The 20,396-nt window shown below is 63.9% G+C and carries 27 protein-coding genes; 12 read left to right on the plus strand and 15 right to left on the minus strand.

The window, feature by feature from the left end; genetic code table 11:
* The first annotated feature begins 94 nt into the window (after positions 1 to 94).
* Positions 95 to 1,285, plus strand: coding sequence for a glycosyltransferase (locus tag ACEN84_RS23170; RefSeq protein ID WP_413710047.1), 1,191 nt, complete (start codon positions 95 to 97; stop codon positions 1,283 to 1,285).
* Positions 1,286 to 1,404: 119 nt separating this feature from the next.
* Positions 1,405 to 1,800 (plus strand): DUF1236 domain-containing protein, encoded by a 396-nt coding sequence (locus tag ACEN84_RS23175; protein WP_112711361.1) that lies wholly within the window; start codon positions 1,405 to 1,407, stop codon positions 1,798 to 1,800.
* On the opposite strand, the gene ACEN84_RS23180 is transcribed toward ACEN84_RS23175, so the two are convergent.
* From ACEN84_RS23180 to ACEN84_RS23205, 6 genes are all read right to left on the minus strand, one after another.
* On the minus strand, positions 1,790 to 1,996 hold the full coding sequence (locus tag ACEN84_RS23180) for a hypothetical protein (protein ID WP_112711362.1): 207 nt from the start codon (positions 1,994 to 1,996) through the stop codon (positions 1,790 to 1,792). The two genes, ACEN84_RS23175 and ACEN84_RS23180, sit on opposite strands and share 11 nt — an antisense overlap.
* 91 nt (positions 1,997 to 2,087) lie before the next feature.
* Positions 2,088 to 3,614 carry a winged helix-turn-helix domain-containing protein gene (locus tag ACEN84_RS23185; RefSeq protein ID WP_413710048.1) on the minus strand — a complete coding sequence of 509 codons (1,527 nt, stop codon included), beginning with the start codon at positions 3,612 to 3,614 and terminating at the stop codon, positions 2,088 to 2,090.
* A 91-nt stretch (positions 3,615 to 3,705) separates the two neighbouring features.
* The gene (locus tag ACEN84_RS23190; RefSeq protein WP_130283893.1) at positions 3,706 to 4,749 is read right to left on the minus strand and encodes a Gfo/Idh/MocA family protein; all 1,044 of its coding nucleotides are present in this window, start codon (positions 4,747 to 4,749) and stop codon (positions 3,706 to 3,708) included.
* 9 nt (positions 4,750 to 4,758) lie between these two features.
* Positions 4,759 to 5,544 (minus strand): ThuA domain-containing protein, encoded by a 786-nt coding sequence (locus tag ACEN84_RS23195; RefSeq protein ID WP_413710049.1) that lies wholly within the window; start codon positions 5,542 to 5,544, stop codon positions 4,759 to 4,761.
* A gap of 197 nt (positions 5,545 to 5,741) precedes the next feature.
* On the minus strand, positions 5,742 to 6,083 hold the full coding sequence (locus ACEN84_RS23200) for an SMR family transporter (protein WP_112711462.1): 342 nt from the start codon (positions 6,081 to 6,083) through the stop codon (positions 5,742 to 5,744).
* A 17-nt stretch (positions 6,084 to 6,100) separates the two neighbouring features.
* A complete protein-coding gene (locus ACEN84_RS23205; RefSeq protein WP_413711347.1) occupies positions 6,101 to 6,664 on the minus strand; it encodes a TetR/AcrR family transcriptional regulator in 564 nt (187 codons plus the stop codon).
* 159 nt (positions 6,665 to 6,823) lie between these two features.
* Between ACEN84_RS23205 and ACEN84_RS23210 the strand changes: the two genes are divergently transcribed.
* The 3 genes from ACEN84_RS23210 to ACEN84_RS23220 are packed head-to-tail and all read left to right on the plus strand — an operon-like array spanning position 6,824 to position 8,099.
* On the plus strand, positions 6,824 to 7,213 hold the full coding sequence (locus tag ACEN84_RS23210; protein WP_130283897.1) for a group II truncated hemoglobin: 390 nt from the start codon (positions 6,824 to 6,826) through the stop codon (positions 7,211 to 7,213).
* 5 nt (positions 7,214 to 7,218) lie between these two features.
* Positions 7,219 to 7,593: a DUF423 domain-containing protein gene (locus tag ACEN84_RS23215; RefSeq protein WP_413710050.1), complete on the plus strand. Its 375-nt coding sequence runs from the start codon at positions 7,219 to 7,221 to the stop codon at positions 7,591 to 7,593.
* Positions 7,590 to 8,099, plus strand: a complete 510-nt coding sequence (locus ACEN84_RS23220; RefSeq protein WP_413710051.1) for a GNAT family N-acetyltransferase — start codon at positions 7,590 to 7,592, stop codon at positions 8,097 to 8,099. The genes ACEN84_RS23215 and ACEN84_RS23220 overlap by 4 nt, the downstream gene beginning before the upstream one ends.
* A gap of 211 nt (positions 8,100 to 8,310) precedes the next feature.
* Here ACEN84_RS23220 and ACEN84_RS23225 read toward each other — a convergent pair whose 3' ends face one another.
* The 8 genes from ACEN84_RS23225 to ACEN84_RS23260 form a co-directional block, all read right to left on the minus strand.
* Complete coding sequence (locus tag ACEN84_RS23225; protein ID WP_413710052.1) at positions 8,311 to 9,240, minus strand: IS110 family transposase; 930 nt, start codon at positions 9,238 to 9,240, stop codon at positions 8,311 to 8,313.
* A gap of 345 nt (positions 9,241 to 9,585) precedes the next feature.
* On the minus strand, positions 9,586 to 10,356 hold the full coding sequence (locus ACEN84_RS23230; protein WP_413710053.1) for a sugar phosphate isomerase/epimerase family protein: 771 nt from the start codon (positions 10,354 to 10,356) through the stop codon (positions 9,586 to 9,588).
* A gap of 120 nt (positions 10,357 to 10,476) precedes the next feature.
* Positions 10,477 to 10,836: a bleomycin resistance protein gene (locus ACEN84_RS23235; protein ID WP_413710054.1), complete on the minus strand. Its 360-nt coding sequence runs from the start codon at positions 10,834 to 10,836 to the stop codon at positions 10,477 to 10,479.
* 3 nt (positions 10,837 to 10,839) lie between these two features.
* Complete coding sequence (locus tag ACEN84_RS23240; protein WP_413710055.1) at positions 10,840 to 11,154, minus strand: antibiotic biosynthesis monooxygenase family protein; 315 nt, start codon at positions 11,152 to 11,154, stop codon at positions 10,840 to 10,842.
* 9 nt (positions 11,155 to 11,163) lie between these two features.
* Positions 11,164 to 11,430, minus strand: a complete 267-nt coding sequence (locus ACEN84_RS23245; RefSeq protein ID WP_413710056.1) for a hypothetical protein — start codon at positions 11,428 to 11,430, stop codon at positions 11,164 to 11,166.
* Positions 11,430 to 11,834: a DUF2325 domain-containing protein gene (locus tag ACEN84_RS23250; protein WP_413710057.1), complete on the minus strand. Its 405-nt coding sequence runs from the start codon at positions 11,832 to 11,834 to the stop codon at positions 11,430 to 11,432. The genes ACEN84_RS23245 and ACEN84_RS23250 overlap by 1 nt, the downstream gene beginning before the upstream one ends.
* Before the next feature lie 112 nt (positions 11,835 to 11,946).
* Positions 11,947 to 13,227, minus strand: a complete 1,281-nt coding sequence (locus ACEN84_RS23255) for a TonB family protein (RefSeq protein WP_413710058.1) — start codon at positions 13,225 to 13,227, stop codon at positions 11,947 to 11,949.
* A 60-nt stretch (positions 13,228 to 13,287) separates the two neighbouring features.
* Complete coding sequence (locus ACEN84_RS23260; RefSeq protein WP_413710059.1) at positions 13,288 to 13,743, minus strand: hypothetical protein; 456 nt, start codon at positions 13,741 to 13,743, stop codon at positions 13,288 to 13,290.
* A gap of 141 nt (positions 13,744 to 13,884) precedes the next feature.
* Here ACEN84_RS23260 and hemP point away from each other — a divergent pair, with 141 nt between their 5' ends.
* From hemP to ACEN84_RS23295, 7 genes are all read left to right on the plus strand, one after another.
* A complete protein-coding gene (gene hemP / locus ACEN84_RS23265; RefSeq protein ID WP_112711378.1) occupies positions 13,885 to 14,064 on the plus strand; it encodes a hemin uptake protein HemP in 180 nt (59 codons plus the stop codon).
* 9 nt (positions 14,065 to 14,073) lie between these two features.
* Complete coding sequence (locus ACEN84_RS23270; RefSeq protein ID WP_413710060.1) at positions 14,074 to 15,123, plus strand: hemin-degrading factor; 1,050 nt, start codon at positions 14,074 to 14,076, stop codon at positions 15,121 to 15,123.
* Positions 15,124 to 15,134: 11 nt separating this feature from the next.
* Entirely contained in the window at positions 15,135 to 16,067 is a 933-nt protein-coding gene (locus ACEN84_RS23275) for a heme/hemin ABC transporter substrate-binding protein (RefSeq protein WP_112711380.1), read from the plus strand.
* Position 16,068: 1 nt separating this feature from the next.
* A complete protein-coding gene (locus ACEN84_RS23280) occupies positions 16,069 to 17,184 on the plus strand; it encodes a FecCD family ABC transporter permease (protein WP_413710061.1) in 1,116 nt (371 codons plus the stop codon).
* A gap of 10 nt (positions 17,185 to 17,194) precedes the next feature.
* Positions 17,195 to 17,980, plus strand: coding sequence for a heme ABC transporter ATP-binding protein (locus tag ACEN84_RS23285; protein ID WP_413710062.1), 786 nt, complete (start codon positions 17,195 to 17,197; stop codon positions 17,978 to 17,980).
* Between the two features lie 146 nt (positions 17,981 to 18,126).
* Complete coding sequence (locus ACEN84_RS23290) at positions 18,127 to 18,477, plus strand: DUF883 family protein (protein WP_112711383.1); 351 nt, start codon at positions 18,127 to 18,129, stop codon at positions 18,475 to 18,477.
* 8 nt (positions 18,478 to 18,485) lie between these two features.
* Entirely contained in the window at positions 18,486 to 18,887 is a 402-nt protein-coding gene (locus ACEN84_RS23295) for a hypothetical protein (RefSeq protein WP_413710063.1), read from the plus strand.
* A gap of 187 nt (positions 18,888 to 19,074) precedes the next feature.
* Here ACEN84_RS23295 and preA read toward each other — a convergent pair whose 3' ends face one another.
* The gene (preA, locus tag ACEN84_RS23300; protein ID WP_130283925.1) at positions 19,075 to 20,388 is read right to left on the minus strand and encodes an NAD-dependent dihydropyrimidine dehydrogenase subunit PreA; all 1,314 of its coding nucleotides are present in this window, start codon (positions 20,386 to 20,388) and stop codon (positions 19,075 to 19,077) included.
* Positions 20,389 to 20,396: the final 8 nt, after the last annotated feature.

A 20,396-nucleotide genomic window follows, 5' to 3' on the forward strand; every position in this document is an offset into this window, starting at 1 on the left:
CTACCCCTATTTGATCCGCCGGCCGCCGATGGAAGCGCTATGGCGCACGCCAGCCTTCGCCGATGATGGCACCGCTTCAATCGAGGGGACATCCATGCGCGTTGCAATCGTTCATTATTGGCTCGTGTCCATGCGCGGCGGCGAAAAGGTCGTCGAGGCGCTCTGCGACATGTATCCGGAAGCGGACATCTTCACGCTGGTCTATGACGAAAGCCGCGTCTCCGAGAAGATCAAGCGCCACAAGGTGACCTCTTCCTTCCTGCAGAAGATCCCGGGCGCGGTTAAGCATTACCAGTCGCTGCTGCCGCTGATGCCCTTCGCCCTCGAAAGCCTCGATCTCAGCGGCTACGACCTGATCATCTCGAGCGAATCCGGCCCGGCCAAGGGCATCATCGCCCCGCCGCATTCGACGCATGTCTGCTACTGCCATTCGCCGATGCGCTATATCTGGGACCACTACCATTCCTATCGTGCCAATGCCGGCCTCGCCTCGCGCATGCTGCTGCCCTGGATGGCGCCGCTGTTGCGCTCCTGGGATGTCAGTACCAGCATGCGCGTCGACCGCTTCGTCGCCAACTCGCATCACGTCAGGGCCCGCATCGGCAAATATTACGGCCGCTCGGCAACCGTCATCTATCCGCCGGTGGCCGTCGACGACTACGCGCCCGCGGCTGAAACCGGAGACTTCTATCTCTGCGCCGGCCAACTCGTCTCCTACAAGCGCGTCGATCTCGCCGTGCGCGCCTTCACCAAGATGGGCCGCAATCTCGTCGTCATCGGCGAAGGCAAGGAACTGGCGGCACTCAAGGCAATTGCCGGTCCGACCATCACCTTCCTCGGCCGCGCCCCCTTCCCCGTGCTCAAGGAGAAGCTCGCCCGCTGCAAGGCGCTTATCTTCCCGGGCGAGGAGGATTTCGGCCTGATCCCCGTCGAGACCATGGCAAGCGGCCGTCCGGTCATCGCCTTCGGCAGCGGCGGCGCGCTGGAAACCGTCGTCCCCGGCCTCAGCGGCGTGCTCTTCCACGAGCAGACACCTGAGGCGATCATCGACGCCGTGCACGCCTTCGAAGCAGAATCAGCCGCCTTCGACCCCGCCGCCATCCGCGAACACGCCGCCCGCTTCAGCACCCGCAATTTCAAGCTCGGCATGGACCTCGTCATTCAGGAAGAACTGCGCGCCCGCAAGACCGCCTCGCTACAAACCACCCCCCATGGCGAAACCCGCCGCTTCCCCTTCGAACCGGCCTTCCCGGCCGCGGCGGTGGAGACCGACAGGGTGCATTGAGGCAATTCGGCCGTTGCTCACGCCATGTGACCACTACGCGGAAAGCGTGATTCTCATCCGGGAACAACTGATAACGTGCATCGTTTTCTCCCCGCAAACCGAGCTAAGGAGAAACGAAAATGTACAAGATCCTACTTGTGTCCAGCGCGCTGGCGCTGTCGTCCCTGGCCACGAATGCGCTGGCTGATGGTGCTGTGACCGGCGCGGCCGGTGGCGCCGTGACGGGTGCAATTGTCGGCGGCCCCGTGGGCGCTGCAGTGGGTGGTGTCGCCGGCGCCGTTGCCGGTGCCGTGATCGATCCGCCGCCGCGCGAGGTCGTCACCTATGTCGAGGCCCAGCCCGCCCCGCCGCAGGCCGTGGTCGTCCAGCAGCCGATCGTCGTCGGCAAGCCGCTTCCGGCCGAAGTGCAGGTCATGCCGGTGCCGGAAAATCCGAAATATGCCTACACGGTGGTCAACAACCAGCGTGTGATCGTCGAGCCGCAGACGCACCGCGTCGTGCAGGTCATCCAGTAACGATCCCGGCTGCAGGCAACGCTCCAGACCCCGCTTCGGCGGGGTCTTTTCGTTTGCGGAGGTGGAGGCGAAAAGCGAGGCGGCGAAGAAGGGAAAGACGCGGCGGCGCGGGCAACACCGGCAGATCATCTACCGGTATGCGATCGCCATAGAGCTTGCCCTGATCGAGCGAGACGATGCTGAGTGCCGAGAGCATGGAAACCTCCCCTGATGGTGAGATCATCCTGCGGCAGCGCGGCGCGCGGGTCCTTAAACCGCGCGTGAAAACTTCCTAAAAGATGCAAAGGCTATTCCGCCCGCAGCCCGGCAAGCGCCAGGCCTTCCAGCACGATGGCGAACCGGCTCGGATCCTTCGCAGGCTGCCCCGCCCGGATACTGGCGAGCGAGACGCCGGGCGCGATCCGGCGCAGGCTTTCGAGATGGCGATGCGCCTCGCCGAGCTCGCCGCGATGGGCATGGGCGGCGATGAGCATCCAGTAGGTGGCATCGAAATTTGCATTCAGCGCCAGGGATCGCGCCGCCCAGGAGATTGCCGCCTCGAAATCCCGCTTAAACAGCGCTGCCATGGCAAGTCCCGTCAGCGAAAAGCGGGCATCGGCATCGCGCGGGCCGAGGGCCACGGCGCGCTGCAGACGCTCGACGCCAATGCCGATATCGCCGCAATGAAGCAGGGCGATGCCCGAGGCGGCAGCGACCATCAAGTCATTGGGATTGGCGGCGAAAGCCGCCTCCAGCACGGCGACGCCGCCCTCGTAATCACGCCCCGCCTGCAGCAGCGCCATGCCGCAATGGGTCATCACCCGGGGATCGCCGGCGCAATGTTGCAGAGCGCGGCGCGCCAGCTCGACGCTCTCGGCCGCATCATCTGTGGTAAAGGGCGGCCAGCCCATCGCGTGCCGATGTTCCAGCACCCAGGCAGCGTGGGAAAGAAGCATCGCATTGTCCGGCTCGATCGTCAGCGCCTGCTGCAACAGCGTATGGGCGGCCGCATTGCCCTCCATCGACTCGTCATGAAGGGCGGCAAGTGCCCTCAGATAAAGATCGTAGACGGCGACGCTCTGCGGCCGCTCGCGGCGGGAGCGCTGCATCTCGGCAATCTCGATCGACGGCTCGACGGTGGAGGCGACGCGCTCGGTGATCAGATCCTGGAAACCGAAGATATGGCCGATGACATCCTCGAAGCGCTCGGCCCAGAGATGCCCCGCCGTGACGCCATCGATGAGCTGGACATCGAGCCGGATACGCTCGCCGTCGCGCCTGACGCTGCCTTCGAGCAGATAGCGGACGCCAAGCTCCGATGCCGCCTGGCGGATATCGACGGCCCGGCCCTTATAGGCAAAGGAAGAACTGCGCGACACCACCGAAAAGGAGCGGAACCGCGCCAGCGCCGTGATGATCTCGGCCGCGACGCCATCGGCGAAATAGTCCTGCTCGGCGCCGGCGCCGAGATTGACGAAGGGCAGGACGGCAACGGCGGGCGGATGCGGATCATCGGCGGCAACGGCACTTTCCAGCGCCAGCCGGTAGCCGAGCCGCGGGATCGTCACGATCCATTCCGTGCCATCGTTGCGCTGGCCGAGCGCCTTGCGCAGCGATGCGATCTGCACAGTCAGATTGCCCTCTTCGACGGCAAGACCCGGCCAGCCGCATTCCATCAGCGCGGCCTTGGAGACGGCCTTGCCCTCCGCCGCAGCCAGGGCGGCCAGCAGGAGAGCGCCTTTCTGGCCGATCGCCATGGGCTTGCCCTCCCGCGCCAGCTCACCCGTCGCGAGATCGATGCGGAATGGACCGAAGGAGACAACCGGCTTGCGCATGCGCCACAATAGCGCGGAACCGGGTGGCGGGAGAAACGGATTCAGCCGGGGGATGCAGGGGCCGCAGCAGTAAAGCTGCGGCCCCCGAAGATCACACCTTCAGCTCGCGCCGTTCCCGCTCGGTAACGACGGAGAGGTCGATCACCTTCTGAAGGTTGGCGGCATGGCGGAAGTTCGGATCGGGCTGGACGCCTGTCATCACCGCTTCGGCGAAGCGCTGGTAGTTGGTCGGCACGGCGGGAACCTCGATATCGCTCCAGGTCGCCGTCTCCACATCGTCTCCAAGGCAGCCGCGCAGCGACGAGCCGTTGGGATTGTGGTTGACCTCCAGGCTGCCGCGCTCGCCATAGATGCGCAGTTTCAGCTCGTTCAGATGCCCAGTCGCCCAGCGGCTAGCGTGGACGACGCCGAGCGCGCCATTGGCGAAATCGACCGACATGGTGAAGCTGTCATTGGCATCCAGCATATATTCGCCGATCTGGCCGCCGGGCGCCTTGTTGAAGGTCTTCAGGCGGGCAAAGACATGATCGATATCGGTCGCAGCACCGTATGCCGCGAAATCGAGAATGTGGATGCCGACATCGCCGAGCACGCCGTTCGAGCCGTGGCCGGTCGACAGGCGCCAGAGCCAGGTCGATTCCGTGCGCCAGTCGCCCCAGGCGCGCGACACCAGCCAGCTTTGCAGATAGGACGCTTCCACATGCTTGATCGTGCCGAGTTCGCCCGACAGCACCATTTCGCGGGCGCGCTGCAGCGGCGCGACATTGCGATAGGTGAGGTTCACCATGTTGATGACACCGGCCGCTTCCGCAGCCTCCGTCATCTCCAGCGCCTTCGGATAATTCTCCGCCAGCGGCTTTTCACAGAAGACATGCTTGCCCGCCGCAATCAGCGCCATGGTCGTCGGGTGGTGGATCCTGTCAGGCGTCACATTGGTCGCCGCGTCGAATTCGCCCCAGGCGATCGCCTCGTCGAGGGTCAGGAAACGCTTTTCGATGTTGAACTTGTCGGCGAAGGCCGCAAGGCGGACGGTGTCGGTATCGACAGCGCCGACCACTTCCACGCCGTCAATGCGGGTAAAGTGGTCGAGCTGGTTCTTCGCCATCACGCCCGTTCCGAGAACGAGTAGTCGCATGGATGCTCCTCAGCGGTAACCGGCTTCGCCGGCCTGGTGCAATCTTGGGCCGCGTTCTTCGATCGGCTCCAGTGCCTTCTCAACCGGCACATTTGGAGCATCATGGATCGCAGTCAACGCGCCGGCCGGGTTATGGGCCCATTTTACGCCGTTGATCAGCACCTTCTTGACGTTGGCGTCGTGATAGGTCGGGTAGGTTTCGTGACCCGGGCGGAAATAGAAGATGTTGCCGGCGCCGCGGCGCCAGGTCATGCCCGAGCGGAACACTTCGCCGCCCTGGAACCAGGAGATGAACACCGTTTCCAGCGGCTCGGGAACCGAGAACTGCTCGCCATACATCTCTTCATTCTCGAGCACGAAATTCTCGTCGAGACCGGCCGCGATCGGATGGCGCGGATTGATGACCCACAGCCGCTCGCGCTCGCCCGCCTCACGCCATTTCAACGCGCAGGGCGTGCCCATCAGCCACTTGAAGATCTTCGAGAAATGGCCGGAATGCAGAACGATCAGGCCCATGCCCTCCCAGACGCGCTTGGCAACGCGCTCGACGATCTCGTCGGAGACAGCGCCATGATCCTTGTGGCCCCACCACAGCAGCACGTCGGTCTCGTCGAGACGCGACTGCGGCAAGCCATGTTCGGCCTCCTGCAGCGTTGCAGTCGTCGCGTTGATGCCGGGATCGCTGTTCAGCGCCTTGGCAATCGTCGTGTGCATGCCCTCCGGGTAGATCCCCCTGACGATCTCGTTGGTATTCTCGTGAATATTCTCTCCCCAGACGACGGTACGAATGGCCATGCTGGTGCTCCTCTAGGCTTTCGGGGTTGTCAAAACTGGCAGGTCGAGAAGAATTCAAAGCGCTTTGGAAAAATGCTCAAAACTGCGCCGTGCCTCCTCCAAGTCACAAGAAGACATAGACCTTTGGCCGCAATTTGACAAAGGGGAAAATTCCGCGCGGCGATGCGGCGCAGGAATACGCACAAACCCTAATGAAATCAGTGCGAAACGGATTTCGAGAAGAGATTGACGACGAGCACGCCGGTGATGATGAGGCCAAGGCCGATCATCGCCGGAAGGTCGAGGCGCTGCTTGAAACAGATGAGCCCGACGGCCGAAATCAGCACGATTCCCAAAGCGCTCCAAATCGCATAGGCGATGCCGACCGGGATCGATTTCAGCGTCAACGACAGCACATAGAAGGCCGCCGCATAGCAGACGACGACCACGGCGGCTGGCAGGAGCCGGGTGAACTGCTGCGACATTTGCAGCGCCGTCGTGCCGATGACTTCCAGCACGATCGCGAGAAAGAGCAACGCATAGACGGCAGCCGGGTTCATGGTCTTCAATCCTGGAATTATCGCTTGGTCAGTTCGCCGAGCCGCGCAATCAGCGCCCGGCGCTCGGCAGGGCCGAGATCGTGGCTCTCCGTCGTATCCGAAAGCCACAGTCCATCCGCCGCAAAGCGGACGATCTGCGCATCGACGGAGGAATCGGTGCCGACATATTCGTCGGCCCGCGCCTGCACCCATTCGCGCCAGCGCTGGCGAAGCCGCGGCTCGGCGAGCATGGCGATCGTCACCTGCGCCCAATGGCGGGAGTCCTCACGGTCGCCCTGGATATCGGCGACAGCCAGCAGATAGGCGCGCGTGAAGCGGCCATGCGAGACCGGATCGACCCGCATCCGCTCTTCGATATCGGCATCGAAACGCTCGAGCAGGCTTTCGAACAGCGCATCGAGCAACGCGTTCTTCGTCGGGAAGTGATGCAGCAGCCCGCCCTTGCTGACGCCGGACGCGCCGGAGACTGCATCGAGCGTCACCGACGCCATGCCATTCTCCGTCGCCAGACGCGCGGCGACATCCAGCAGCTGCCGGCGGACGAGTTCGGGTTGTTTCTTGCGGTGATGTGCGAGTGCCATGATCATCAAAAATACCGGCTGGACGGTTTTGTCAATCGAAATCGATAGAGGCGCCTGCCAGTGCGGGCATTTGGACGAATTGCCGCGCCTTGGAGCCATCAGGTTGCGCTCGCCGCCTGTCCGTTGCATGACAGATGCGGGGTATCAAGGGATGGTTCAGTGGCTGAAGAGGCAATCACGCTCTATCAGGCGATCGGTGGCGACGACACGGTAAAGGCGCTGTCGCACCGCTTCTACGAGCTGATGGATACGCTGCCGGAGGCGAAACATGTGCGGGCCGTTCACCCGCCGAGCCTCACGGGCAGCGAAGAGAAATTCTACGAATATCTGACCGGCTATCTCGGCGGCCCGCCGCTCTATACCGACAAGCGCGGCCATCCGCGCCTGCGCAGCCGCCATTTCGTTGCGGAGATCGGCCCGGTCGAGCGTGACGAATGGCTGCTCTGCTTCCGCCAGGCGATGGACGAGACGATCGCCAATCCGAAACTCCGCGAGATCATCTGGCCGCCGATCGAGCGGCTCGCCTTCCACATGCAGAACAAGGAATAGAGCGCATGCTCGACAATCACCGCATCGCGCCCCTCTTCTTCCTGTTCGCCGGTCTCTTCGGCACCGCCGGTGTCGGCCTTGCCGCCGTCGCCGCCCATGGTGGCGGCGACGCCAGCCTCGCCGCCTCGGCCTCCGCCATGTGCCTCGCCCACGCGCCCGCCCTGCTCGCCCTGGCGCTCGCAGGCGAGAAACTGAAAACCGCCTGGCTGGCCGGTTTGCTGATGATCATCGGCACCGCCCTCTTTTCCGGCGACCTCGTCTCGCTGCGCTTCGCCGGACACGGCCTCTTCCCCTACGCTGCACCAACGGGCGGCTGGGCGATGATGCTCGGCTGGCTCGCGATCGCCATCGGCGGCTTCCTGCACCGCCCGGCCCGATGACCGCCACGACGATCCGCCTGGCCCGCAAGGGCGAGCTCGAAACGCTGCGCGCCATCGAGATGGATGCCGCAGGCGCGCTGATCGACGCCGGCGTCCGCTTCCCGGGCGAGCCGCATCCGCTCTCGCTTGAGCAGCTCGGCGCTTATCTGGCGGATGACCTGCTGATCGTTGCAGCGGACGGCGATGATGTGGCGGTTGGTTTCCTTGCCGCAGAGGAGATCGACGGCATGCTCTATATTGCCGAGGTCGACGTGATCAGGCACCTCCACGGCAAGGGCATCGGTCGGTCCCTGATGCTGGCGGCGATCGATATTGCGCGGGCACGCGGGCTGTCGGCGGCGATGCTGACGACTGACCGGTTTGTCGTGTTCAATTATCAGTTCTACCGGTCGATGGGGTTTGAAGAACCCGCTGATATGCCCGCGGGTTTGCGGGCGATCCTGGAGGGTGAGATCGCCAACGGTATGGATGCCGGGCGGCGTGTGGGGATGGTGCTGCAGCTCTGAGAGTGGCGGGCGGATAGTCTCGAGCCCGGAGCCCCCTCACCCTAGCCCTCTCCCCGTTGGGGAGAGGGGACGGTCGCAATTGTGACCGCAGTATTGGATCTCTCGCTTGCATCCGGCCGGCACTCATAGCCACGTAGCGAGTTGGGACGGGTCGAAACGAGCGGCCGCCAAACGTCCCTTCTCCCCTCGGGGAGAGCGACTGTCTTTGGCGTCAAGCGTTTTGCCATGGTTTTGCGTCCCGGATGATAGCGTTGAGGATGGTGAGGAGCTTTCGCATGGTTGCGACGATGGCGACGATCTTCGGCTTGCCCGCGGCGACGAGCCGGTCGCGGAAGGCCTTGAGACCTGGGTTGTGACGGCTTGCGACGAGGGCGGCCATGAACAGAACGGCGCGCACCTTGCCTCTGCCGCCGCCGATGAAGCTCTTGCCCTTCCATTTGCCCGACTGCCGCGTCCAGGGCGCCAATCCTGCCAGTGAGGCGATCTGGCGCCGGTCGAGGCTGCCGAGCTCCGGCAGTTCGGCCAGCAGCGTGCGGGCCGTTGTCGACCCGACGCCTGGCACGGAGACCAGCAGGCTCTCGCGCACCCGCCATATCGGCGACTTGCGGATATGGTCGTCGAGATCGGCATCGAGGCTTTCGAGTTCGCGCCGCAAGGCCGCAAGCAAGCGCTTGATGCTTTTCTGCGCCTGTCTTGCCAACACCATACGCAGCCGGTTCTCCTCGGCAACGATCATCTGCACGATCTGGCGCCTGCGGGCGACGAGTTCCGAAAGAGCCTGCGTCTCGGCATCGCGCAGAGGCCGGATCTCGGGCTTGGTCGCCAGCACGAAGGCGGCAATGACGGCCGCATCGATCGGGTCGGTCTTGGCCTTGCGGCCAATGGCATTGGCATAGGCACGCACCTGCGCCGGATTGACGACGAGCACCGTCAGGCCTGCCGATGACAGTCCGGCCACAGCTTGCGTCTCGAACCCGCCAGTCGCCTCAAGCGCGATCGCATCGGCCCCGATCGCCTTCAGTCGGCCGGTCAGCTCGCCAATGCCGGCATCGTCGTTGTCCACCGCAAAAGCCTCGCCCTGCGGAAGCACCGCCACGTCGAGCCGGTCTTTCGAAACATCGATGCCTACTATCGTCTCCATCGGATCCCATCCTTGCCTAAGCGGGCTTTGCCTGCGCAAGCGGCCCTGGCGACTGTTCGGGTTCAATGGAACGGCGGACGGAGACCCAGGCTCTCCCACGGGCTTGGTGTCCCAAAGGTGCATCGGTCTTCCATCCGCCACCGCGATAGGCATTACAGCCTCGATAGCGGATAAAGGGAAGTTACAAAGGTGGCGGCAGCCGGATGAGGGGGCTGTTGGCTCTGAAGGCAGAGAGCCCCAAACCCACCCACCTTAGCAGTTTGAACGAAGACCGCCCCACCTCTCCTCCATCGTCCCTGTGCTCGTCACAGGGATGATGGAGTTCTGGGCCGCACCCCGGCCCCCTCACGAATGCGCCATAAACCGGCTGAGATAGGCAAAACTCGTCTGCGCAAATTCAAACGGCCGCTTTGGGCTGTCGTGCTCGACCACCAGCGTCCGCGCCCCGTTCGCCAGCGCCAGCCGCCAGAGCGACGGCCACATCAGCGTGCCGGCGCCGACGTCGGCCCAGCCGTCCTCGTCGGCATTGGCGCCTTCGGGCGCGCGATCCTTCACATGGGCGGAGACCAGAACCTTGGCGTAGCGGTGCAGCCAGTCGGCCGGGTTGACGCCGGCGCGCGAGATCCAGGCGATATCGGCCTGCCATACCAGCGGTGTGCCGCGCGCCGCCTCGAACATCACCTCGAAGCCGTAGCGCGCCGTCGGCAACAGCGAGAAACCTGCCATCTTGTTATGATAACCGACCGAAATGCCGTCTGCCGCATAGCGCTCCGCGAGACGGCCGAGTTCGGCGCCGAGGCGCTGCCAGCCGCCCGTCGTCTCCGGCGGCAGGAAGGTAGCCGATTGCGGCACGAAGAGTTCCCTGATGCCGCAGGCGCGGCAGGCCTCGGCAACCCGGCCCGGCTCGCTCTGCAGAAATTCGAGGCCGATATGGGCGGTGGGAGAGGTCAGGCCGTGGCGCGCCAGCGCTTCGCTGAGCGCCGCTGCATCCTGCAACTGATGTCCGAGCGGCTCGACGGACTGGAAACCGGCCTTTGCGGCAGCGGAAAGCTGGGCGTCGAGCGATCCGAGTTCGCGCAGCGAGAAGAGTTGCAGGGATAGAACAGGCTTCGTCATATCAGGACGATAGCACGGGCGAAGGGCCAAACCATAGCGCGTCCTCGCCGCGGCAGATTGCGGCCAGGGGTCGCAGAAGGACCCCGGGGGTCGCAGTGGGACCCCAGTTGTCGGCAGAACTCAGCGGCCGGGAATGCGCGCGAAGCGCAGCAGGTTGCCGTGCGGATCGTGGATGAAGAATTCTTCCATGTTCCAGGGGCGCAGTTCGAGCGCGCTGAGGCGCGGTACGCCCTTGCCGGAATATTCCTGATGCAGCGCGCCGATCCGCCCGCCGCGGATATAGACGGAGCTGCGTTCGCAGAGCGAGCGGTCGTCCGTCAGACGGAAATGCAGCTCCATCTCCTGGCGGCGGACGATCAGATAATCCGCCGTCTCGTAGGTCGCGGCAAAGCCCAGCTCATCGCGGTAGAAGGCAAGCGTCTCGGCAATATCGAGAGACGGCAGGATCGGGATGACTTCGACGCGCTGCGGATCTTCCATCGCTCAGATACCCTCGACCACGTTGAAACCCTCGAAGACCGGCGGCCCCTTGTACATCGCCTTGCGATCACCCGCATTGCGATGGGCGGCGCGAAAACTCTCGGATTTCGTCCAGTTGAGGAAATCCTCCTCGCTCGCCCACAGCGTATGCGAGGAAAACAGCGTATAGCCCTCCTCCGCATTCGCCTTGCCGCGCAGCAGCCGGAATTCGACGAAGCCCGGCACTTGTGAGAGGCTGGAATCGCGGTTGCGCCAAACATCCTCGAATTCGGTTTCCGAACCGGTCGCGACCTTGAAGCGGTTCATTGCGATATACATGCGGCGTCCTCAGCGCTTCCGGCTTTTGCGCACCGGCGCGGCGAAGGCAACGATGTTGTTGCCGTTTGCAGCCTCGCGGCCGAGCGGCTTTTCCGGCTCGACACCCGGCATCCTCGTCGCCCAGTAGGGAAATTCGGTGACGTTATCCGCCTCTGCCCGGCGCTCGGCATTCTTCATCAGCAGATCGTAGAGTTCGGGCACGAGGCCGTCGCCATTCTGTGCGGCGAGCTTGTGCAGGCCGATCATCATGAAGCCCTCGGGGCGCTGGTCTTTCATCAGGAATTGTCTCGTTCGTTCATCGTGTTCAAGGCCCGCTCGAGGCTGGACTTGCTGCCGCTGCGCAGCGGAATGAAGGCCTTGCCGAATTTCTTGCAGCCGGTCTTCACGCGCACGCAGGCGTCATGGCTGATACAGTCGATCGGGCAGAACACGCAGTCGACGGAGGGAAGAACGGTATCGATGCGGGAGACCGCTTCGCGCAGCCCGCCGTCATGATGGATGAGCTCGGCGCCGAAGCTGCTGGCGATCTCGCGAAGATGTGCCACCTGGCAATCCCGGCCGCCGACATAGAGAAAACTGCGGCCATCCAATTTGGACCGTCCCGACGGCTGCGCCTCGGCTGCCGCATCCGCGCTGACGCGGATTTCCCGGTTGGATCCCTTCTTCGCCTTCCGAGCCATTTACCACCCGTTCGCTCGTTGATCGTCACACGATTCCAGTGTGCAAGCGGGACCTTATTAAACTTGATTTTTAGAGTAAAGTATAAAGTTGACTCTTTTGATCATATTTATTTCAGCGGCCGGTGACCTGGACTTCCTGGGTAAAGGTCCAGCTCGGCTTGCCCCATTCGGACGGCAGCGGCGGGAACGGAGACGCCCGCTGAACGCCAGAGACAACCGCCTGATCGAGCTCTGGGATACCGGAGCTGCGGGCAACCGAAAGGCCGGTCAGCGAGCCGTCGCCGCCGATCGTAAGCCGCACGCGGACATTCATCGAGGCGCTCATGCGCTTGTATTCCGACGGCACTTTCACGGCGCGGCGGATGCGCGACTGCACCTTGCCCGGATAATTGGCGACAGCAGCGCTGCCTGCCCCGCCGGAGCTACCGGCCGAGCGCGAGTTCTGGTCGGAATTGGCGCTTTCCTGTCCGTCATTGGCGCCGCGGCGCGAGTCCTGCTTGTTCTCGCCCTGCGAACCGGCAACCTTTTTCACCACCTTCTTCGGCGGCTCTTTCTTCTCGGCCTTCGGCTTCTCCACCGGCGGCACCGCCTTGGGCTTCGGCGTCGGGGTCGGCGCTTCCTCGGGCTGGATAGCCTCCGGCACCGCTTGCGCCACCTCCGTCTGCTCGACGGGCTTCACCTCTTCCGGCACCTCGGTCGCCATCGGCTGGACGACGGATGTTTCGGCCGGAACGTTGGAGGTCAGCACTTTCGGCTCGGCCGCGGTCACCGTCTCCGGGGAAACGCGAGTTACCTCCTGCGTCGGCTGTACCGGCTGGGCCTCCACCGTTTCCGTGGGCTGCACCTCGGTCGGCTGCACTTCCGTTGGCTGAACCGTTTCCGGCTGAACGCTTTCCGCCACCACTTCCTCGGGCTGCGGCTCGACCTGCAGGTCGGGATCGCCGGCCGAGGCCTGGTCGGCTTCGGAATCGCCGAGAATGATGACGCTGACGGCCTCGCCAGCCTCTTCCTCCGGCTGATGCGGCGTCACAACGAAACCAATGGCAAGCGCGGTGAAGACGATCGCATGAAATGCAAAGGACGTCAGGCAGGCTGCAACGACATTGCGCTTGACGGGCTTGGCCGCCGCATCCTGCTTCTCGATCGCAGACGTATCCATTGTCGGCGCATCGGCGGCATCGGCTTTCGGTTCCTTAGCATGCTCGGGGAAGGAGCCGATCTGGGCGAAGCGGGCATAGTGGACGACGGCTTCGGCGGCGGGCTGGCGCGGCGCGTTGCGCAGCTCCGGCATTTCATGGCCGGGATGCAGGCCGGGCAGATTGTCGTTCGACCCGCCCTCTTCCTGATCGGCAAAGAACACCTGCCGTGACTGGGATTTCGCTGAAACTACCATGTGCCTGCCCCGGCCAGTTGGAAACTGAAGCCTCGCCGGGGCTCATCCCCGGCGCATTCATTACCCTTCGAAGGGAACCGAAATCTGCGACCGGGTCACCAGACCCTTCATGCATTCGCCGGCAGCCGGTCCGTCACAGACCGGCGTGTCGTTGATCAGGATGCGGGTGACGGCCTCGCACTTGACGTTCGGCATATCGAACTGGCGCACGCGCTTCTTGCCCTGCGGCAGATCGCGGAAGTCGAGAACGGTGATCTTGTCGACGGCATTCTTGTCGTTGAAGAAGGCAAGCTCGAAGGAGATCTTGTTGACCGGGGCGGCCAGCTTGTTCAGCGCCACGAAGGTCATCATGCAGCCCTTCTGCGAGGGCGCCAGCGCATTTAGCTCGACCTCGAGAGCATTGGCGGGAGCGGCCGGAGCAGCGGCAGCGGCATCCTGGGCATAAGCCGGAAAAACGCTTCCCGCCGCGATCAATCCGCCTGCCACGAGCGCTGCAAAACTGCGTGCCGCCATCATCACTTCTCCATGCGATTTCGAAAACTTGAGTTGATAACTCTTCTATTGCGTCTTTAAAAAATGCTGACTATGAAAGTCAAGATAAATGTATCGGAGCCGCGGGAAAACAAGCCGCGGCACAAGCGGAAATTGCCAACCGAAATGATGGTTGAAAAGCCTGACACCTTTAAGCATGCGCCGTTCGTCAAGGATGCGGCGGAAGTGCGCACGATCGAAAGCGGAGACATCTTCCGCGGCGCGAACGAGATCATGATCCGGCATGAGGGCGTGGTCTATCGCATGAAAATTACCCGTCAGGGCAAGCTCATTCTCAATAAGTAAGGGTAGAACATGACCGAGAACACCAGACCGGCACCGGCCGAAATTCGTGCGTTCCGCGCCGAAAATCCGAAGATGCGCGAGCGCGATATCGCAGCTCAGCTGAAAATCTCCGAGGCTGCCCTCGTCGCCGCCGAAGTCGGCATTTCCGCCACCCGCATCGATGCCAGCGCCAACAAGCTTCTGGAGCGCGTCGCAAGCCTCGGCGAAGTCATGGCTCTGTCGCGCAACGAAAGCGCCGTGCACGAGAAGATCGGCGTCTATGAGAACATCACCACCGGCCAGCACAACGCCATCGTTCTCGGCGAGAATATCGACCTGCGCGTCTTCCCGAGCCGCTGGGCGCATGCCTTTGCGGTGACCAAGAAGGATGGCGATACCGAGCGCCTCAGCCTCCAATATTTCGACAAGACCGGCAATGCGGTCCATAAGGTGCACCTGCGCCCGTCGTCCAATGTCGAGGCCTATCATGCGATCGTCGCCGAACTGAAGCTCGAGGACCAGTCGCAGGAATTCGTCGAGCAGGAAGCAAGCTTCGGCACCGATGAAACCGGCGATGTCAGCCGCGACGAACTGCGCGACAACTGGAGCAAGCTCACCGATACCCACGAATTCTTCGGCATGCTGCGCAAGCTGAAGATCGGCCGTCAGGCGGCCGTGCGCACCGTCGGCGACGACTACGCCTGGAAGCTCGATCCCTCGACAACGGCAGACCTGCTGCACGCCTCGGTCAAATCCGGCCTGCCGATCATGTGCTTCGTCGCCAATAACGGCATCGTCCAGATCCATTCCGGCCCGATCTTCAACGTCCAGCCGATGGGTCCGTGGATCAACATCATGGACCCGACCTTCCACCTGCATCTGCGCCAGGACCACATCGCCGAGGCCTGGGCCGTGCGCAAGCCGACCAAGGACGGCCATGTCACCTCGCTCGAAGCCTACGATGCCAAGGGCGAGATGATCATCCAGTTCTTCGGCAAGCGGAAGGAAGGCACCGACGAGCGCAGCGACTGGCGCGAGATCATCGAGAACCTGCCGCGCGCCGCAAGCGTCGCCGCATAAGGAGCATGGTGATGAAGATGCCCTCCAGCCTGCGCCGCATCCGCCTCTGGGAACTGGCGCTGACGGCGGCCGTCATGGCACTGCCGCTCATCCCGTCGCCGGTCGCCACGCCCGGCTATTCCTTCGTCCGCTCCGCCCATGCCGCCGAGCCGAAGAAGCTCGACACCTCGCGCGTCGTCTCCGTCGGCGGCGACGTCACCGAGATCATCTATGCGCTCGGCGAAGAAGGCCGCATCATCGCCCGCGACTCGACCAGTATGTATCCCGAAGCGGCAATGAAGCTGCCCGATGTCGGCTACATGCGGGCGCTCTCGCCAGAAGGCATTCTCGCCGTCAACCCGTCGGCGATCATCGCCGTCGAGGGCGCTGGCCCGCCGGAAGCGCTGACCGTTCTGAAGAACGCCAGCGTTCCCTTCGAAACCGTGCCGAACACCTATGACCGCGAAGGCATCCTGAAGAAGATCGATCGCGTCGGCACCCTGCTCGGCGTCGAGGACAAGGCCAAGGCCCTGGAAGCCAAGGTCGGCGCCGATCTCGACGCGGCGATTGCCGATGCCGAGAAGCGCCCGGAAGGTGAGCGTAAGCGCGTGCTCTTCATCCTCAGCGCCCAGGGCGGAAAGATCATGGCGTCGGGCACCGGCACGGCCGCCGACGGGATCATCAGCCTTGCAGGTGCCGTCAACGCCGTCGGCACCTTCCCGGGCTACAAGCCGCTGACCGACGAGGCGATCATCGAGGCGAAGCCCGACGTGATCCTGATGATGGACCGCGAAGGCGGCCATGCAGCAGCCAATGACGATCTCTTCAAGCAGCCGGCAATCGCACTGACGCCCGCCGCCCAGAACAAGGCGGTCATCCGCATGGACGGCCTGCACCTTCTCGGCTTCGGCCCGCGCACGGCAAGCGCGGTGCGCGAACTGAACGCCGCGATCTACGGCGGCTGACATGGCAATGCAGGATGCGATGGCGGGTGAAAGACGCTCTCTCTTCTCGATCACGGCGCTGCGCGAGCGGCAACAGGCGGGCGATCGCGCCCGCCTCGCGGTCCTGGTCATCGCCCTGCTCGTCGTCGGCTCGGTCTTCTCGCTGCTGTTTTCGGTCACCACAGGCGCGTCGGACGCATCGATGTTCGATGTCATCGCCAATCTCGGCGGCCAGGCCGATGCGCTGACCATGCGCGACCGGATCATCATCTTCGATATCCGCATGCCGCGCGCCATTCTCGGCTTCCTGGTCGGCGGCTCGCTTGCCGTCTCCGGCGCGGTGATGCAGGGGCTGTTCCGCAATCCGCTTGCTGATCCCGGCCTCGTCGGCGTTTCCTCGGGTGCCGGTTTCGGCGCCGTCGTCATGATCGTGCTCGGCGGCGGCATCGCCATGCCGCTGTTCAATCTGCTCGGCATCTATGCCCTGCCGCTCGCAGCCTTCGGCGGCGGTCTCGCCACCACGCTGCTGCTCTACAGGGTCGCCACCAGCAACGGCCAGACCTCGATCGGCACCATGCTGCTCGCCGGCATCGCGCTCGGCGCTCTCACAGGCGCCCTGACCGGCCTTCTGACCTATATGGCGAACGACCAGCAGCTGCGCGACCTCACCTTCTGGGGCATGGGCTCGCTCTCGGGCGCCACCTGGATGAAGATCGCAGCGTCTGCGCCGATCATCCTGCTCTCCTTCGTCGTCCTTCCCTTCATGGCCCGCGGGCTCAACGCCATCACGCTCGGCGAGGCCGCCGCCTTCCACATGGGCGTACCGGTTCAGCGGCTGAAGAATATCGCGATCGTCACCGTCGCGGCCGCCACCGGCGCCTCGGTCGCCGTCAGCGGCGGCATCGGCTTCGTCGGCATCGTCGTGCCGCATGTGCTGCGCATGGTGATCGGCCCCGACCATCGCTACCTGCTGCCCGCCTCCGCCCTGCTCGGCGGTTCGCTGCTGATCTTTGCCGACGTCTTGGCGCGCACCATCGTCGCTCCGGCCGAACTGCCGATCGGCATCATCACCGCGGCTGTCGGCGGTCCTTTCTTCCTGTGGATCCTGCTGCGCCAGCGCTCGCGGCTTGCCCTCTGAGACCATTTCCATGATCGAGCTTTCCAATGTTTCCGTCGATCTGTCGGGCAAGACCATCGTCCACGGCGTCAGCTTCACCGCCCGTGCCGGCGAGCTGACGGCGATCGCCGGCCCCAACGGCTCCGGCAAGACGACGACGATGAAAGCCGTCTCCGGCGAGCTTGCCGCCAGGGGTTCGGTGAAGATCAACGGCGCCGAAGTGCGCGACATGGCGCCCTGGAAGCTCGCCGCCATCCGCGGCGTCCTTCCGCAGGCAAGCGCCATCTCCTTCCCCTTCACCGTCCGCGAAATCGTCCGCATGGGCCTGACCACGGGCGTCAATCTTCATCCCGAAAAAGCCGAGGAAACCGCGGCCCGCGCCCTTGGCGCCGTCGACCTGCACGGCTTCGAGGGCCGCTACTATCAAGAACTGTCGGGTGGCGAGCAGCAGCGCGTCCAGCTCGCCCGCGTCCTCTGCCAGATCGCCGAGCCGGTCGCCCACGGCAAGCCCTGCTGGCTGCTGCTCGACGAGCCGGTCTCCAGCCTCGACATCAGCCACCAGCTGACGATCATGCGTCTCGCGCGCCAGTTCTGCGAAGCGGGAGGCGGCGTCATCGCCGTCATGCACGACCTCAACCTGACCGCCCTTTTTGCCGACCAGATCGTGCTGATGAAATCCGGGCGGCTGGCGGCGGCCGGCAACGTCCGAGACGTGCTGACGGACGACAACATGCAGTCCGTCTTCGGCTGCGCGCTACGCATCAACCAGGTGCCGGCTGATGGCACGCCGTTCGTGCTGGCGCATAGTGCTCTCTGAGCTCCGATAGGGAACCTTTCCGCGCCTTTCGCGTTCTCCGTGTCGATGATTTGGGTCATGGCCGGGGCACTCTCCCAACAGCAATGGTCTTGACCTGCGTTTAAACAGGCGGCGCTTCTGCTCGCCCAAAAGCATGGAGAAAAATCATGGCTTCATCCATCCTCCAGTCCGTTCGCGGCTCCCGCAAGGGCAACGGCACGCTCCACAGCATCGAGAGCACGATCGAAGACCAGATCGAGCATCTGCGCGACGAGATCGAGGCGCTGACCAAGATCGCCGCCAAGAATTCCCGCCGCCAGTCCGACAAGATCCGCTATCAGGCCTCCGCCGGTTACGACGAGCTGGTCGGCCGCAGCGAAGATCTGCTGCGCGACCTGCAGGATGGTTATCTGCGCGGCGCCAGCGAAGTCCGCGACACCGTGCGCAAACATCCGGTCGCCACGATCGGCGCGGCCGCCGCCTTCGGCCTCGTGCTCGCCCTCCTCGCCCGCCGCTAGGAGGCTCGATGCTCTTCCCGATCCTCAGCATGCTGGTGGGAAACAGCGTTCACCGTACCGTTGCGCGAACCAAGCGCAACGGTATTTTCATTGCGATCGCCGCGCTTTTCCTGCTGACAGCCTATGCGCTGGCGGTGACCGCTGGTGCGATATGGCTTGCGGGCATCTACGGCCCGGTCGGCGCCGCCCTCTTCCTCGCCGCCTGCGCAGTGCTCATTGCCGTCATCGCGCTTATCGTCATGGCGATCCTCAATGCGCAGGAGAAGCGCCGCGTTGAAGAGCGCCGCCTGGCGCTTGAATCGGCCGCCGCCGCCGGCATCGGCCTGATCCGCTCGCAGCCGCTTCTGACGGCGGGGATCCTAATGGCGCTTGTGGCGTCGAATTTAGTTGGGTCGAAGAAGGACGATTAGTCCGCGTCTTGGGAGTACCCGGTCCACCGCATTGGCTGACCCGGCACACCCCTCTCCTCCCTCATTTCTGTGCTCGTCACAGGGATGCTCGACCGGATTCCAGTGACGGGCAGGAGGGAGGTGAGTCTGGCACCTACAGGACCAAGCAAAGCCGCGGCGCAAATTCCGCCGCGGCTTTGCTAATCTATTACTCCGCGGCCTGTCTCGCCATCGGGTTATTCGGATGGGTCGTCCAGTTGGCGTAGGTGCTTTCGACTGTCTTGCCTGTGCGTTCGTCCAGCGCGCCTGCCGGCAGGCCTTCCATGGTGATGCAGTTCTCGACTGGGCAGACGTTGACGCAGAGATTGCAGCCGACGCACTCGTCTTCCATGACTTCGAAGTGGCGGACGCCGTCGACGAAGTTGGTGATCGCCTGGTGCGAGGTGTCCTCGCAGGCGATGTGACAGCGGCCGCACTTGATGCAGGCGTCCTGGTCGATCTTGGCCTTGGCGATGTAGTTGAGGTTCAGATACTGCCAGTCGGAGACATTCGGCACGGCGCGGCCGGTGATGTCGTCGAGGGTGCGGTGGCCCTTTTCGTCCATCCAGGCCGCGAGGCCGGAGATCATCTCGTCGACGATCTTGAAGCCGTAGGTCATCGCCGCGGTGCAGACCTGCACGTTGCCGGCGCCGAGCACCAGGAATTCGGCCGCATCGCGCCATGTCGTGACGCCGCCGATGCCGGAGATCGGCAGGCCCGACGTCTCAGGGTCGCGGGCGATCTCGGCCACCATGTTCAGCGCGATCGGCTTGACGGCCGGGCCGCAATAGCCGCCATGGCTGCCGCGCCCGTCGATCGACGGTTCCGGCGAGAAGGTGTCGAGATTGACCGAGGTGATCGAGTTGATCGTGTTGATCAGCGACACGGCGTCCGTGCCGCCTTGCTTGGCGGCGCGGGCAGGGCGGCGGATGTCGGTGATGTTGGGCGTCAGCTTGGTGATGACGGGCATGCGCGTGTACTGCTTGCACCAGCGCACCACCATCTCGATATATTCCGGCACCTGTCCGACCGCGGCACCCATGCCGCGCTCGGACATGCCGTGCGGACAGCCGAAGTTCAGTTCGATGCCGTCGGCGCCGGTTTCTTCCACCAGCGGCAGGATCGCCTTCCAGCTCTCCTCCTCGCAGGGCACCATGATCGAGGCGATCAGGGCGCGGTCGGGCCAGTTCATCTTCACCTGCTTCATTTCCCGCAGGTTGGTCTGCAGGTCGCGGTCGGTGATCAGCTCGATATTGTTCAAACCGAGCAGGCGGCGGTCGGCGCCCCAGATCGCGCCGTAGCGCGGGCCGTTGACGTTGACGACGGGCGGGCCTTCCTCACCGAGCGTCTTCCAGACCACGCCGCCCCAGCCCGCCTTGAAGGCGCGCTCGACGTTATAGGCCTTGTCGGTCGGCGGCGCGGAAGCGAGCCAGAACGGGTTCGGGGATTTGATGCCGACGAAATTATTGCGGAGATCAGCCATTGTTCATG

Source organism: Rhizobium sp. Rhizsp82, assembly GCF_047325115.1.
GTDB lineage: Bacteria > Pseudomonadota > Alphaproteobacteria > Rhizobiales > Rhizobiaceae > Rhizobium.